The sequence below is a fragment of the Anoxybacillus sp. EFIL genome (genome assembly GCF_013096955.1).
Lineage (GTDB): Bacteria > Bacillota > Bacilli > Bacillales > Anoxybacillaceae > Anoxybacillus > Anoxybacillus ayderensis.
On sequence record NZ_SDLH01000008.1, the window covers coordinates 74,187 to 89,073 of the forward strand.

Consider the following 14,887-nt stretch of genomic DNA (forward strand, 5'->3'; position numbering starts at 1 on the left):
TCGTCTTTTATATTTTTAATGCAGGATTTTATTTATATCCGTCGAAAGAGAAAAACGAACATATGAAAGAGGGAGATGGGAAAAATGGAACATATCGTATTGTCATATGAAGAGCGAGTCGCAACAATCGAATTGAATCGTCCGAATGCGTTGAACGCTTTAAACGAACAAATGTTAGCGGAGTTGCTACAAGCGTTAAAAGAAGTGGAAAAAAGCGAGGCGGATATTGTCGTCATTCGTGGACGAGGAAAGGGATTTTGTGCAGGGGGAGACATTAAAACGATGTTGCAGTCAACGAATGAACATTCATTCATAGAAGTGATGGAAACGATTAAACAAATTGCTCTCACACTGTATCAATTGCCGAAACTAACGATCAGTTATGTGCATGGCGCTGCTGCAGGATTAGGATTTAGCTTAGCGCTCGCTTGCGACCATGTGATTGCAAATGAACAAGCACGTGTTGCAATGAATTTTATCGGTATTGGATTAATTCCAGATGGTGGAGGCCATTTCTTTTTAAAACGGAAAATTGGAGAAGTAAAATCAAAACAAGTGATATGGGAAGGAAAAGTAATGAGTGCACAAGAAGCATATGAAGTGGGACTCATTGATGAAATTGGTGATGAACAGACGATTCAGCAAAAAGTGAATGAATGGTTAGCGAAACCGATTGTTGCAATGATCGCAACGAAGCAGTTGTACGCTCATTTAAGCGAAGAACAATTGTTAAACACGTTGCAAATGGAAACAGCATATCAAGCAGAAATGCGTCAAACGGAAGATCATGCGGAGGGCATTCGCGCCTTTTTAGAAAAGCGTCGTCCGCATTTTCGTGGAAAATAAAAAATTTGCAAAACTTTCATCTTTGTGCTAGCCTTTTCGGCCTTGTGACGTGTATAAATGAAATATAGAAAAATATGACGAAAAGGGCGACCGGAGATGAAAGTAGTTGTTATTGATGATTATAGACCGACATTGGAAATGATTGAAGCGATGCTTGAGCATATTGAAAATATTTCAATTTATCCGTTTGAAGATGCAGATGAGGCATACGCATATATGTTATCGCAACAGGTAGATGTCATTTTAATGGATATTTGTATGCCGAAAACGGACGGGATTGAATGGTGTCGGCGCTTTAAAAAACATGAGCAATTACAACACGTTCCTGTATTAATGGTCACCGGTTATGACGAAGAACAAAAATTGGAGGAAGCGTTTGCAGCGGGGGCGTTTGACTACATTCGTAAGCCGTTTACCATGGTCGAACTAATTGCTCGTGTTCAATTGGCGTATCGCCAAAAAGAAACGATGGATCAACTGAAGCGAACGAACGAAGCATATATGGAAAGTTATCGACATATGTGGGCGATGCAAAAAAAGATGAACGAAGACTTACACTTAGCTCGGCTCGTTCAAGAAGGTTTGCTCCCTGAGCGAATGAATAATGAACATATTCATTTTGTTGGGACGTATATTCCGTCCTCACAACTGTCTGGCGATTTGTATTTTTGGCAGCAAGTTCGCCCCCATATGTATGCTTTTATCGTGATTGATGTTATGGGTCATGGCGTTGCATCCGCGCTCGTTGCTATGTCGATTCGTTCGCTATTACATGGATTAATGACGAAAGTGACTGAACCGCTTGCTGTTGTACATGAATTAAATCGACATGCCTTTCAATTGTTCGGAAAAGAAACGAAATATTATTTTACAGCTTTTTACGGAACGATTGATGTAAAAAACAAAGTGATGGAGTATGTGAATGCAGGACATCCTTCGGCGATATTGATGACCAATCAAAAAATCATGTTTCTAAAAGAAGGAGGCATTCCAATCGGTATTATACCAAACGCTCCATATAAAAAAGGGACGATTTCTTTTCAACATGATACGTATCTTATTCTTTACACAGATGGGCTAATCGAAGTGTTAGGTGAAGAATGCGCCAATCAACTTGCGCATACGATGCAAATGGCTCATTCGTTTGATCAAATGGTAGAGAAGATCAATGAACAAGCACAACATACGAAAGGAAATGACGATATTACGTTTGTTTCCATTCATGTAAAATAGCGGTCTGTTCACAGACCGCTATTTTACATCTACCATTTGATCCAATTGACAAATTGATAATATATGCTTAATCGGTGTTGAAACACCGATCATTTCAATGTGCATTCGATCTTTCAGCGGATACAGCCAGCTAATAAGCAACCGAACGCCAGAGCTATCAATAAACCGAACAGCAGATAAGTCAATTTGTAAATGAGATGTATCCCACGGCCGCGATTGAATCATTTCTTCCATGACGCGCGATGTTTCAAAGTTAATATCTTGCTGAAACGAGACAACGATTTTATCATCATATGTTACAATGTCAATCATATTTTCCCCCCTTTTTTTGTGCAATCGTTATGATTGCACGCTTCCCTTTCTCGTCAAATGAGAAATGTGTGGCGAGTTGTTGAATGAGGAAAAGTCCGCGTCCCCCTTGATGAGTCAAATCAGGAGGGGGAACGTTTAGTTGTTTCTCCCATTCAAACCCATCACCTTCGTCAATCACTTCAATGATGATCGCTTCATCTGACCAGCTGATATATACGTTTGCGTCTTTTTTCGTAGAGTGGCGAATGACATTTGAAACAAGCTCCCACAATATGAGTTGGACTGTATATTTTTGCATGTCGTCTAGTTGAATACGATCATCTAACTGCTCGAGCATCGCTGAGATCATCGTGCTATAATTTGTTTCATTTAGCTGAGCTTGAATCATTGCTTTTTAACTGAATCAAAAGTTGTTGAATATACGGATGTTTATAATCACCTTGATGCTCGAGACGGTACAATTGACTCCATAAAGAATTATATGTTGAGCGAAACGAAAGAGGAACGTTTTCTCCAAATGAACGTTGTAAATGCATAAGACGAAACTTTGCATAATTTCGTGATGGCACATCGTTTGGCAGAAGTCCCATATCGATTCGCACAAGTTGTTCATTTGCTTCATGAAGTAATGTTTCTGCCATTTCATCGATATGCACAAACGTTCGTTGCTCGTATTTTAGCCGTGGGTGTTTCATCGGCATCTTCCTCCATTTAACTATTACGAATTAAATTTTTCCGTCAACTCTTGATTTAAATCATTCAACTGTTCGGCCATTTCAGCAATTTGTGATGCGGCTGATGAAATTTCATCAAACATTTGATGAAACTGTGTAATAAGTGAAGTAAACTGATCAATTTTTTTACTTGTCGATTTCACATCGGTGACGGACTGATCGAAAATATGGACAATGCTTTCGTTCGCTTGACGGAATGCGCGCGTTTCCTCGACAATTTGTTGAAACGCATGTTCAAACTTTCGAATCGTTTGTTGTACGACATCAATATGATTTTGAATGTAATCAAGCGATTGCTCGGTTTGCGCTGCAAGCTTTCGCACTTCATTTGCGACGACCGCAAATCCTTTTCCGTGTTCACCAGCACGCGCTGCTTCAATATTTGCATTTAACGATAAAATGTTTGTTTGATTTGAAATGCTACGAATCGCATTGACGATTTCTCCGATTTTTCGCGAGCTATCTGTTAGCTCATTCGTCAACGACTTTGTTCCTTCAATTAATTTCGCGACACCATCTAATTTTGTTAACGTTTGCTTCACATCTTCTTTTCCTTTTTCCACCCGTTCAGTCATTTGTACGGACTGATGTTGGATGTTTGTGACCTCATCTAACATATCTTGCACGTTCTTTTGTACTTCAAAAATGGAAGCAGTCGTTTCTTCCGCGCTTGACGCAAGCGTTGTAGATGATTCTGTTAGCCGATGTTGTAGCTCTGCAATTTCGTTTAATTTCATCATCGAAGACGTATACGCCTCAATATACGTTTCAATAGCAATTTGCATATCTAATGAACAAAGTTTAGCGAAAGAATGATATACGTTCGTTGCTTCTGTCGGAGGCAATTCTTCCATCAATATGCGAAGCACTTCATTTTGAATGATCGTATAAGCGCCTAAATACCATTCTGGAAATAACCCAATACGGTTATGGACGTTGCCGATTACTTTTCGACGAACGACATACTGTTCGCCAACCTCTCCAGATACCATATCCATCAAATAAGCGCGCAACGTTTGTTTTAAGCGGTCGATCGTCGAATGATTGTCAATAATGCGTTTTAAATGAGGCATTTGTCCAACTTGATCGTAAAACGCATTGACAATTCGTTCGACATGTTTAGCGAAAAGTGGGCGAATCGAAGCAAGTTGTTGTACATCTTCTTCCGTTAATCCGACGAAAGAGACTTGCTGTTTTCGATCGCTTGAAAGAAGTTGGCGGTAATATGTCGTAACATGTGAAGGTGTAGAGAAGTGAAGAGTTGCATCTTCTTTTTCTTTTTGATGCTTTTTTCGGAATAGTTGAATGGCCCCAGATTCATTGAAAAGGGCGTGAAATGGACATTTTGACATCGTTTTCCCTCCATTTATTTATAAAAAAATCCCCTAAAATATTATATCATGTGCCACAAAAATAAGAAGGAAAATTTTTATGTTATTTCCGAGGGAAGCGCAAAAAATGACAAAGTTTTCCCTGCTTGTCGAATGAAAAAGAATGAAGTAGAATGTATATTTGTGAACAATATGAACTGCGGAGAGAGAAGCGATGAGCAAAAAAATTTTATATTTATTTTTTGTTTTAATCGGAGCTACAGTCGTTATTTTTGCCCATATGAAGCATAACATTTATACGTTCATGTAAAATGGGTATTTCTATCAGTACATGTATACCCCTTCGTACATACGCTAGAAGTGTAACAAACTTTAATGCGAAAGGGGTTATGAAATATGCATTGTCGTCCAAATATGATGCCGCCGATCGTTCATCCAACAAAATGTTGTACACAACATCAAATGCAAACAACGATTGTGCCGCACATTCATCCGTCGCATACGACATATGTGAATCACCATATGTTCCAGCATCAACATTATTTTCCGCACACTCAATCTGTTGTGAACGATGTATCACACCAACATGTTGTTTGTCCAGGTCCTGGTCCGTTCCCACGACCATTTTAACCGAAGGCAATTCGCCTTCGGTTTTTTGTCGAAAAAAAGACGAAGTTTGTGAAAATGAGAAATTGACAACGACTGCTTTTTTTGAAAGAATAGGTGTAGACATGGATAATTGAGGTGAGCAAACGTGCTTTCGGATCGCATCAACTTAACAGCAAAAGACATTCTTGAAAAAGAGTTTAAAATAAGCATGCGTGGATATAATCAAGATGAAGTGGATCGCTTTCTTGATTTAGTTATTAAAGACTATGAAACATTTCATCAAATGATTGAACAATTACAACAAGAAAATACACGCCTAAAAAGCCAATTGCAGGAGGCGCAAAAACGTCAGCCATCTCAATCAGGAACGACGAATTTTGATATTTTACAACGTCTTTCTAATTTAGAAAAACATGTTTTTGGTAACAAACTTTACGAATAAATGATCCAACCTTTTCTATTGATTTGGCTTATCGTTTCGGATATACTAACATATGCTTACATGAATCATGTTCGGGTAATCGCTGCGATGCGTATGCATCGTAGAGGAAAGTCCATGCTCGCACGGTGCTGAGATGCCCGTAGTGTTCGTGCCTAGCGAATGCATAAGCTAGGGCAGTCTGGCGATCAGCTGGGCTGACGGCAGGGAAAGAGCCTACGTCCCTAACGGATATGGCTCGATTACCTTTAAAGTGCCACAGTGACGTAGTCTTGCTGGAAACGGCAAGAGTGGAACGCGGTAAACCCCACGAGCGAGAAACCCAAATGATGGTAGGGGCACCTTCTCGAAGGAAATGAACGGAGAGAAGGACAGGCGTGAGCCTGTAGATAGATGATTACCGCCGAAGTACGAGGCGCAAGCCGTTTGCAGTACGACGGAACAGAACATGGCTTACAGAACATGGTTCATGGCATGACTCTCCTGCATAACGCTAGGGGAGTTTTTGTTTTTCGGGGAAATATGAGGGGAGAGTCTGATGTGAACAAAAAGTTGTCATCGTTGTTTGAAACAGATACATTTTTATCTATTGCCCATACGATTATTCAAGAAGCAGACGAAGGGATCATTGTGACGGATGGGCAAGGGCGTATTTTATTAGCAAATCCCGCGTTTGAAACAGTGACGGGTTATACACAAGAAGAAGTGTTAGGGAAAAAACCGAACATTCTCCGTTCCGGTTTACACGATCGGAAGTTTTATGAAAACATGTGGGAAACGTTACGCGATCATGGTGTTTGGAAAGGGGAAATTTGGAATAAACGAAAAAACGGCGAACTGTTTGTCGAATGGCTAACGATTAAAGCGGTCTATGACGCGACGGGAACTCCAACGCATTATGTGGCGATTTTTTCAGATGTGACGCAACATAAGCGAACGATGGAGCAATTAGCGCGGTTATCAAATTATGATTTATTAACAAACGTTCCAAATCGCCAATTATTTGCGAAACGTCTGCAACATTTACTTGATGTAGCTCGGCGTTACAATCAGCAATTAGCAATTTTGTTTCTCGATTTGGATCGATTTAAATATATTAATGATGAACTCGGTCATTATAGCGGAGACGTATTGTTAAAAAAAGTAGCAAATCGTTTAAAAAAGTTATTGCGCACGAAAGATACGCTTGCCCGCATTGGTGGGGACGAATTTGTCGTCATTTTGCCTAAACTAAAAGATGTGCAAGAAGCAATAACAATCGCAGAACAAATGATTGAAGCACTCCAAGCTCCATTTATGCTGAATGGAAAAGACGTATACATTTCAGCAAGCATTGGGATCAGCATGTACCCAAACGATGGGGATGATGGAGAGACGTTGTTACGCCGAGCGGATCGCGCGATGCAAAAAGCGAAAGAAAGCGGACGAAATCGCTTTGAGTTATATACGGCTAAGTTGGACTATCAAAGCGAAGTTGTGACGTTAGAAAATTATTTACGAAAAGCGATGGAACGAAATGAGTTATTCATTTGCTATCAGCCGATCGTGAATATGAAGACGAAAAAAATTGAATCACTCGAGGCGTTGATGCGTTGGAAGCAACCAAACATCGGATTCGTTTCGCCGGCGCAATTTATTCCACTTGCAGAAGAAACGGGGCTTATTGTTCCGATGACGAAGTGGCTGTTTGAACAAGCGTGCATACATATCAAGGCGATTCATCCATTCGCCCCACATATGAAAATAGGAATAAATATTTCTGCTGTACATTTTCAACAAGACGATTTCGTCGAGCAATTATCGACGATTGTGAAAGAAAACGATGTGCATCCACGCTTTTTTAAATTAGAACTGACGGAAAGTACGATTATGCCAAATGCTGAAGAGTCCGTTCAAAAACTTGTACGGCTTAAACAATGCGGCTTTAAACTAGCCATTGATGACTTTGGGACAGGTTTTTCTTCATTAAGTTATTTACATCGCTTTCCGATCGACATTTTAAAAATTGATCAATCGTTTATTCGTCGCCTATCTTTATATAGCGATGATGCGACGATCGTATCAACAATTATTATGATGGCACATCACTTGCATTTGTCTGTTGTCGCGGAAGGAGTTGAGACGGGGCAACAATATGAGTTTTTAAACGAACAGCAATGTGATATGGCACAAGGATATTACATCGCCAAGCCGATGCAAATAGATGAAGTGCAACTATTTATTCAGGAATGGGATGCTATACATGGATGAAAGGTGAAAACATATGGGACAAATGACATTCATTGCTACTGCGGCGATGGGACTTGAAGCGATCGTTGCAGACGAAGTGCGCGCGCTCGGCTATGACTGTGAAGTAGAAAATGGGAAAGTGACATTTGTTGCAGATGAGCGAGCGATTTGTCGCACGAACTTATGGCTTCGCACAGCCGATCGTGTAAAAATCAAAGTGGGCGAATTTTCGGCGACAACGTTTGATGAGTTGTTTGAACAAACAAAAGCGTTACCGTGGGCGCAATTTTTACCGATCGATGCCCAATTCCCTGTCGTCGGAAAATCGGTCAAATCAAAATTGTTTAGCGTATCTGATTGTCAAGCAATCGTAAAAAAAGCGATTGTTGAACATTTAAAACAACATTATCGTATTTCTTGGTTTGAGGAAACAGGTGCATTATTTCGTATTGAAGTAGCTTTACATAAAGACATCGCTACATTAACGATCGATACGAGTGGAGCGGGATTGCATAAAAGAGGGTATCGAGTCAAACAAGGGGAAGCGCCATTAAAGGAAACATTAGCGGCAGCGCTCGTTCAATTAACGAATTGGACGCCAGATCGTCCGTTTGTTGATCCGTTTTGTGGATCGGGAACGATCGCAATTGAAGCAGCGTTAATTGGACAAAATATCGCACCGGGATTTAATCGCGAGTTTGTATGTGAGCAATGGAATTGGATCCCATCTCGCTTATGGGACGAAGCGAGAGAAGAGGCGGAAGATGTAGCGCGTTATGACCAACCGTTGCATATTGTTGGATTTGATATTGATCATCGCATGGTCGATATGGCGAAAATAAATGCACAAGAGGCTGGATTAGCAGATTTAATTACATTTAAACAAATGCAAGTAAAAGATTTTCGGACGAAAGATGAATACGGCGTCATCGTCGGCAACCCGCCTTATAGTGAGCGATTAGGGGAAAAAGAAGAAGTGGAACAATTGTATCGAGAAATGGGAAAAACATTTGCAGCTCTCGATACGTGGTCGATTTATATGTTAACATCTCACCGCCAATTTGAGCAATTGTATGGTCGACGAGCAACAAAACGACGGAAATTGTTCAACGGTTTTATTGAAACACAATATTACCAATTTTGGGGACCTCGTCCGCCACGTTCGTATGAAAAGCTGTCTCGCTGACAGCTTTTTCTTTTCAACTTCATTGACTTCTTTCTTTTTTTGATCGATAATTAATGTTTGTGTACTTCGTTTAAATTGATGGAGGGGCTAAAAAATATGAGCAAATATCCGTTTACATTAAGCAAAAACGAAAACTTTTTTGATAAATTGAACGAATGGATTGGGGACGTTTTTTACGACATTTTACCTGAAGCTGGGTTTGAATTGCGCGATGAACAAATTTTTATGGCATTTCAACTTGAGCGAGCATTTAAAGAGAAAAAAGTGATGTTTGCTGAAGCCGGTGTAGGAACAGGAAAAACGATCGTATATTTACTTTATGCTATTTGCTATGCACGTTATATCGGAAAGCCTGCGATTATTGCTTGCGCAGATGAAACGTTAATTGAACAGCTTGTAAAAAAAGAAGGAGATATCGCGAAAATTTCGCGCGTCTTAAACATGGATATTGATGTTCGATTAGCCAAATCGCCCGATCAATATTTATGTTTAAACAAATTGGACGAAGTATTAATGATGGAAGAAGAGGAATTGTACGAGCAAATTTTTGATGAATTGCCTCCATTTGTTCATGATCATGCTCCACTTCAAACGTTTTATCATTACGGTGATCGGAAAGATTACGCTCATTTAAGTGATGAACAATGGTCAAAAATTGCTTGGGATCCGTTTCAAGACTGTTTAGCGTGCGAAAAACGCCATCGTTGTGGTCAAACGTTATCGCGCGATCATTATCGGAAAGCAGCGGATTTAATTATTTGTTCGCACGATTTTTACATGGAACATATTTGGACGTATGAAGCGCGGAAACGTGAGGGACAGCTCCCACTTTTGCCTGAAGCGAGCTGTGTCATTTTTGACGAAGGGCATTTATTAGAGTTTGCCGCCCAAAAAGCGTTAACGTATCGTATGAAAGAAACGACGTTAGAGACGTTGCTTTCTCGTTTATTAGAAAATGATATTCGTGAACAATTAGCTTATTTAATTGAAGATACATTAGAACTTAGTGTACGTTTTTTTGATGAATTAATGAATCACGCGAAAGCTGTGCCGGGATCGAATCGTCAAGAATTAACGTTTACTCCATCTCTTTTGCAACTTGCACAAACTTTACAAACAAAAGTTGAGCAAATTGGCGATGAACTCGTCTTTGAAAGTGAGACGTACACAATTGACCAGTATCAATTAAAAGTTGTGGATGAGTACCTAGATCAAATTCATCACTCCTTACACTTATTTATTCACAACCGAGATGCAATTACATGGCTTGAATCGTCGCTAGATGGCAATACGCTTGTCATTATGCCAAGAACGGTACAAGAGGTGTTGCGTGAAAAAGTATTTTCTAAACGTATGCCATTTATTTTTTCGTCTGCCACACTATCTAATGAAAAATCATTTGATTATATGGCAAAAAGTCTAGGAATCGACGAATATATATCGTTTCATGTCGATTCCCCATTTGACTACGATGAACAAATGAAAATTTACATGCCAATATTTGAAAAGAGCGAACGTATATTTGAAGAAAAATATGCGTATGCCTTAGAAAAAATACGCGAAACGAATGGGCGTGCTCTCGTATTGTTCCCAACGCGTGAACAATTGAATGAATTTAAAGCTCGCGCCCAACGTGAAGAACAGTTTACTTTCTTATTTGAAGGGGATCAAGAAATTAGCGAGCTTGTTTCTCGTTTTCAAAACGAAGAAGAAACGATTTTATGTGCCCAACATTTATGGGAAGGATTAGATATTCCAGGTCCTTCATTAAGCAACGTGATTATTTGGGCGCTTCCTTACCCTCCAAATGACCCTGTTTTTCAGGCGAAGCGAAAGGAAACGGACAATCCGTTTTGGGAAGTCGATGTTCCGTATATGATTTTACGACTGCGACAAGGGGTCGGGCGCCTTATTCGTCAACGAGATGATCGAGGAATCGTATGTATTTTTGTAACAGATGATGAACCGATGCAAGTGATCGAGGCGATCAAACGTGTATTACCGACAGATGTACAACAAAAATAAAGGAATCATGGTAAGTATTGTAGAATAACAAATACAGAATGGAGGGAAGAAGATGAAAACAAATATTCAAGAAGTAGAAAAGCAATTTCGACAATACGTCAAAAAAATGATGGCATATAAAGAAGCCATTTCCCTTATGTATTGGGATTTGCGTACAGGGGCACCGAGAAAAGGGGTTGACCAACGTTCTGAAGTGATCGGCATGTTGTCACAAGAAGTGTTTCGCATGTCGACTTCAGAGCAAATGGCCGCATATATTGCGGAACTTTCCGCTAAGTCGGTACAAGAACAATTATCGCCTGTTACCCGTTATACGTTAGCAGAATGTCAAAAAGAGTATGAACGCAATAAAAAAATTCCTGCGGATGAATATAAACAATTTGTCATTTTGCAATCCAAAGCGGAAAGTGTATGGGAAGAAGCGAAAGCAAAATCTGATTTTTCCCTTTTTGAACCGTATTTAAAACAGCTTGTTGACTTTACAAAACGTTTCGTTACATATTGGGGAACAAACGGACACCCATATAATACGCTATTAGATTTATATGAACCGGGTGTAACAGTCGATTTATTAGATGATGTGTTTTCAAAATTACGTGATCATATTGTTCCGCTTGTTCAACAAATTCGCGAGTCCCGTCACAAACCGGACACGAGCTTTTTATTTCAACCATTTCCGAAAGAAAAGCAACGAGCATTTAGTTTAGCGCTTTTAAAAGAGCTAGGTTACGACTTTGATGCAGGGCGGCTAGATGAAACTGTGCATCCTTTTGCCATCACATTAAATGATGGGGACGTCCGAATTACAACGAAATATGACGAAAATGATTTCCGAACAGCTGTATTCGGTACAATTCACGAATGCGGTCATGCCCTTTATGAACAACATATTTCTAAAGAACTCGCAGGGACGCCATTGTACGACGGAACGTCAATGGGGATTCATGAATCACAATCGCTATTTTATGAAAACTTTATTGCTCGTCATTATTCATTTTGGAAACGATATTATAGCTTATTACAACAATATGCTCCGCACTTCTCACATGTTTCGTTAGACGATTTTTATCGTGCGATTAACGAGTCGAAACCGTCTCTTATTCGCATTGAAGCTGATGAGCTGACGTATCCATTACACATTATCGTTCGATATGAAATGGAAAAAGCGTTGTTTGATGACGCCATTGAAGTGAAAGATTTACCATATATTTGGAACGAAAAATATGAAGCGTATTTAGGTATTCGTCCAGAGCGTGATGCGGAAGGAGTTCTTCAAGATGTGCATTGGGCTGGAGGAAGTTTCGGCTATTTTCCATCATATGCGCTTGGATATATGTACGCGGCACAGTTTAAACACACAATGGAGAAAGAGCTACGATTTGATCAGTTGCTTGAAAATGGGGAACTTGTTCGTATTCGAGAATGGCTTACAAAGCATGTTCACCAATTCGGAAAAACGAAAAAACCGCTCGATATTTTACATGAAGTAACCGGGGAAGGTCTAAATCCGACCTACTTAATCCATTACTTAGAAGAAAAATATAAACATATTTATCGATTATAAAAAACCGGGCGAGTGCCCGGTTTTTTTACCAAAGTTTAAATCCTTTTGATCCAGGAGGTGCATTTTGGATCATATCGATAAATGGAACTGTATATGCGATTAAAATAAGTACAACCGCAATACCGATCCACAATGTCCAGTTTTCGAACACAAGCGGTGTGCGTTCAGCTTGCTCAGCAACTTCTGCAACAGGGAACTCTGTTTCACCTTTCGGAGCGAAAAATGCTAAGTTTGTCACGATAATGAGCACAAGAATAATGCCGATGAATAAAATCGTTCCACCAACCGCTTGAGCGATTTGATAAGGAATCCACTCTAGTGCTTGTGGTGCATCACCGTATGTTGAAAATGCTGAACGGCGTGGGGCACCAAGTAACCCTGCGAAATGCATCGCACTAGACATGAAAATCATACCGATGGACCAAACGATCGTTTGAATAATCGCTAGACGATTCATTGCTTTTGTCATGACGCGCCCTGTTAAGTGCGGGATAAGCCAATAAGCTGCCCCAAAGAATGTCAATACGACTGTTGTTGCTAATGTTAAGTGGAAGTGACCAGTTACCCAAATCGTATTATGAACGACTTGGTTTAATTGGTGTGATGCATTGACAAGACCACCAGCACCAGCAGGGATAAAGAATAACATACCGACAAATGGTGCAAAGAAACGCGCATCACCCCAAGGAAGTTTTCGTAACCATCCGAATAATCCTGTTGTTCCTTTTGAGCGACCGTACATTTCAAATGTTGCGAACATTGAGAACGCAGTCATTAATGATGGAATAACGACCATAAACGTTAAGACAACTTGTAAGTATTTCCAAACTGGATCAATTCCTGGTTCCACAAGTTGATGGTGGAAACCGACAGGAATCGAGAGAATTAAAAATAAGATGAATGACATACGAGCAAGAGAGTCAGAAAACATTTTTCCACCAATAATTTTTGGAATAATCGCATACCAAATCATATATGCCGGTAATAGCCAGAAATATACGAGTGGATGACCGAAATACCAGAACAATGTTCGGCTTACGAGTACGTTAATCCGATCGACATAACCTAATGACCAAGGAATAAATTGGAATAATACAGTCGCCGCTACACCGAGCGAACAAATGAGCCATAATATCATGTTGACAACAGACATAAATGTAAGCAATGGGCTCACTTGACCAGGATGAGCTTTTTTCCATTTTGCATAATGAGCGAACATCGCAAACCCACTAATCCAGCTACCGACAACAACAAGGGTTAAACCGATATAAAAGCCTGCATGTGCTTGTAGTGGAGCATAAAATGTATATAAAACAGAAGCTTCACCGATTAAAATGTAAAAGGCAGTAATCGCTGTACCGATTGTCATGAGCCAAAAACCGACCCAACCCCAAAACCGCACGCGGTCAGAAAGTGTCCCGGCAGTACGACTTACAGCAGCGAATTGAAAACCAATAATAAAGAATGTAGTTAAAACGAGTCCGAGCAATACGCCATGCGTTGTTAAAATCGTATAATAGCTAATACCTGCCGGCAATTCAAATTTTCCGGAGCGCACAAGCACTTGCAATAGACCAGCAAGCCCTCCTAACGCAAGGGCAACGAAAGCGACATAAATATGAGCCATGGCTAATTTGCCATCACGTGCATCGACTTTCCATGTTCCGTTCATCATTGTTCAACCACCTTCACTTTGGAAGTCATTAAGTGGTGACCGGCACCGCAATATTCGTTACATAAAATGACATACTCGCCAACTTTATCAAATGTTTGTGTATAGCTACTGACATAACCAGGCTCAACCATCATGTTTACATTTGTTCCAACTATTTGAAATCCGTGGATGACATCTTTCGTTGCGACATTAATCGTTACTTTTGCTCCTTTTGGGATTTCGACTTGGTTTGGTGTATACGCAAATGCAGAAGCAACGATGTTCAGTTGATATTCATTATCTCCTGTTTTAACAAGGCCTGGTTTATCAAATGGCGGTGTTTGATCGACTTTTTCCGGATCGATCGTTGTTAAACAGCTTGGTGGTTGCGTTCCTTGCGCAAATGCACCGACTCCTAAGACAGCTAAAAATACGAATAACGAACCGATGCCGAAAAACAGCCAAATTTTTTCATACTTATGCATGTGCATAACGTCTCGTCTCCTTTCTCTCTATAAGCGATTTAAAAACAAGAAATATACGCTTACCCACGTGAAAATGAGGAAAAATCCCAAAAACAAAACAGAAGCAAGAGTTCCTTTTAATGCAGGTTCTTTCTCTACTTTTGTTTTTGGCGTGTTTGTGTTTAATTGAGTTTTCATCTTCATCCCCCTTTCCTAAATAAACCTTAAATAGAAATGTATACACTTACATCATACAAAACA

The 14,887-nt window shown here is 39.9% G+C and carries 15 protein-coding genes and 1 other RNA gene; 9 read left to right on the forward strand and 7 right to left on the reverse strand.

All coding sequences use genetic code 11. The features are described 5' to 3' along the window. Positions 1 to 84: 84 nt before the first annotated feature. Together ES017_RS12005 and ES017_RS12010 are read left to right on the forward strand one after the other, a co-directional pair. A complete protein-coding gene (locus tag ES017_RS12005; RefSeq protein WP_171335126.1) occupies positions 85 to 846 on the forward strand; it encodes an enoyl-CoA hydratase in 762 nt (253 codons plus the stop codon). A 96-nt stretch (positions 847 to 942) separates the two neighbouring features. Next, a complete protein-coding gene (locus ES017_RS12010) occupies positions 943 to 2,079 on the forward strand; it encodes a fused response regulator/phosphatase (RefSeq protein ID WP_171335128.1) in 1,137 nt (378 codons plus the stop codon). A gap of 18 nt (positions 2,080 to 2,097) precedes the next feature. Here ES017_RS12010 and ES017_RS12015 read toward each other — a convergent pair whose 3' ends face one another. Genes ES017_RS12015 through ES017_RS12030 form a run of 4 tightly spaced genes read right to left on the reverse strand, consistent with a single transcriptional unit; the run spans position 2,098 to position 4,477 of the window. Then, a complete protein-coding gene (locus ES017_RS12015) occupies positions 2,098 to 2,391 on the reverse strand; it encodes an STAS domain-containing protein (RefSeq protein ID WP_042888430.1) in 294 nt (97 codons plus the stop codon). After that, a complete protein-coding gene (locus tag ES017_RS12020) occupies positions 2,384 to 2,728 on the reverse strand; it encodes an ATP-binding protein (protein ID WP_253263395.1) in 345 nt (114 codons plus the stop codon). The genes ES017_RS12015 and ES017_RS12020 overlap by 8 nt, the downstream gene beginning before the upstream one ends. A 28-nt stretch (positions 2,729 to 2,756) precedes the next feature. Continuing rightward, positions 2,757 to 3,086 carry a hypothetical protein gene (locus tag ES017_RS12025; protein WP_042888431.1) on the reverse strand — a complete coding sequence of 110 codons (330 nt, stop codon included), beginning with the start codon at positions 3,084 to 3,086 and terminating at the stop codon, positions 2,757 to 2,759. 23 nt (positions 3,087 to 3,109) lie between these two features. Beyond that, complete coding sequence (locus tag ES017_RS12030; RefSeq protein ID WP_171335132.1) at positions 3,110 to 4,477, reverse strand: globin-coupled sensor protein; 1,368 nt, start codon at positions 4,475 to 4,477, stop codon at positions 3,110 to 3,112. A 375-nt stretch (positions 4,478 to 4,852) separates the two neighbouring features. Between ES017_RS12030 and ES017_RS12035 the strand changes: the two genes are divergently transcribed. From ES017_RS12035 to ES017_RS12065, 7 genes are all read left to right on the forward strand, one after another. Continuing rightward, positions 4,853 to 5,086: a CotD family spore coat protein gene (locus ES017_RS12035; protein WP_021094092.1), complete on the forward strand. Its 234-nt coding sequence runs from the start codon at positions 4,853 to 4,855 to the stop codon at positions 5,084 to 5,086. Between the two features lie 124 nt (positions 5,087 to 5,210). Further along, the gene (gene gpsB / locus ES017_RS12040; RefSeq protein ID WP_021094091.1) at positions 5,211 to 5,507 is read left to right on the forward strand and encodes a cell division regulator GpsB; all 297 of its coding nucleotides are present in this window, start codon (positions 5,211 to 5,213) and stop codon (positions 5,505 to 5,507) included. A 67-nt stretch (positions 5,508 to 5,574) separates the two neighbouring features. Continuing rightward, positions 5,575 to 5,965: RNase P RNA component class B (gene rnpB / locus ES017_RS12045), an RNA gene on the forward strand. 61 nt (positions 5,966 to 6,026) lie between these two features. After that, a complete protein-coding gene (locus tag ES017_RS12050; protein WP_171335133.1) occupies positions 6,027 to 7,754 on the forward strand; it encodes a putative bifunctional diguanylate cyclase/phosphodiesterase in 1,728 nt (575 codons plus the stop codon). Positions 7,755 to 7,767: 13 nt separating this feature from the next. Beyond that, positions 7,768 to 8,919, forward strand: a complete 1,152-nt coding sequence (locus ES017_RS12055; protein ID WP_171335135.1) for a THUMP domain-containing class I SAM-dependent RNA methyltransferase — start codon at positions 7,768 to 7,770, stop codon at positions 8,917 to 8,919. A 96-nt stretch (positions 8,920 to 9,015) separates the two neighbouring features. Then, positions 9,016 to 10,944 carry an ATP-dependent DNA helicase gene (locus ES017_RS12060; RefSeq protein ID WP_171335137.1) on the forward strand — a complete coding sequence of 643 codons (1,929 nt, stop codon included), beginning with the start codon at positions 9,016 to 9,018 and terminating at the stop codon, positions 10,942 to 10,944. A gap of 52 nt (positions 10,945 to 10,996) precedes the next feature. Then, positions 10,997 to 12,508 (forward strand): carboxypeptidase M32, encoded by a 1,512-nt coding sequence (locus ES017_RS12065; protein ID WP_171335138.1) that lies wholly within the window; start codon positions 10,997 to 10,999, stop codon positions 12,506 to 12,508. A gap of 25 nt (positions 12,509 to 12,533) precedes the next feature. Here ES017_RS12065 and ES017_RS12070 read toward each other — a convergent pair whose 3' ends face one another. From ES017_RS12070 to ES017_RS12080, 3 genes are read right to left on the reverse strand one after another with little or no spacing between them, the layout of a single operon-like run. Then, on the reverse strand, positions 12,534 to 14,183 hold the full coding sequence (locus ES017_RS12070) for a b(o/a)3-type cytochrome-c oxidase subunit 1 (RefSeq protein WP_171335139.1): 1,650 nt from the start codon (positions 14,181 to 14,183) through the stop codon (positions 12,534 to 12,536). After that, entirely contained in the window at positions 14,180 to 14,653 is a 474-nt protein-coding gene (locus tag ES017_RS12075) for a cytochrome c oxidase subunit II (protein WP_021094085.1), read from the reverse strand. The genes ES017_RS12070 and ES017_RS12075 overlap by 4 nt, the downstream gene beginning before the upstream one ends. Positions 14,654 to 14,674: 21 nt before the next feature. Next, on the reverse strand, positions 14,675 to 14,824 hold the full coding sequence (locus ES017_RS12080; protein ID WP_009361298.1) for a cytochrome c oxidase subunit 2A: 150 nt from the start codon (positions 14,822 to 14,824) through the stop codon (positions 14,675 to 14,677). Between the last annotated feature and the right edge of the window lie 63 nt (positions 14,825 to 14,887).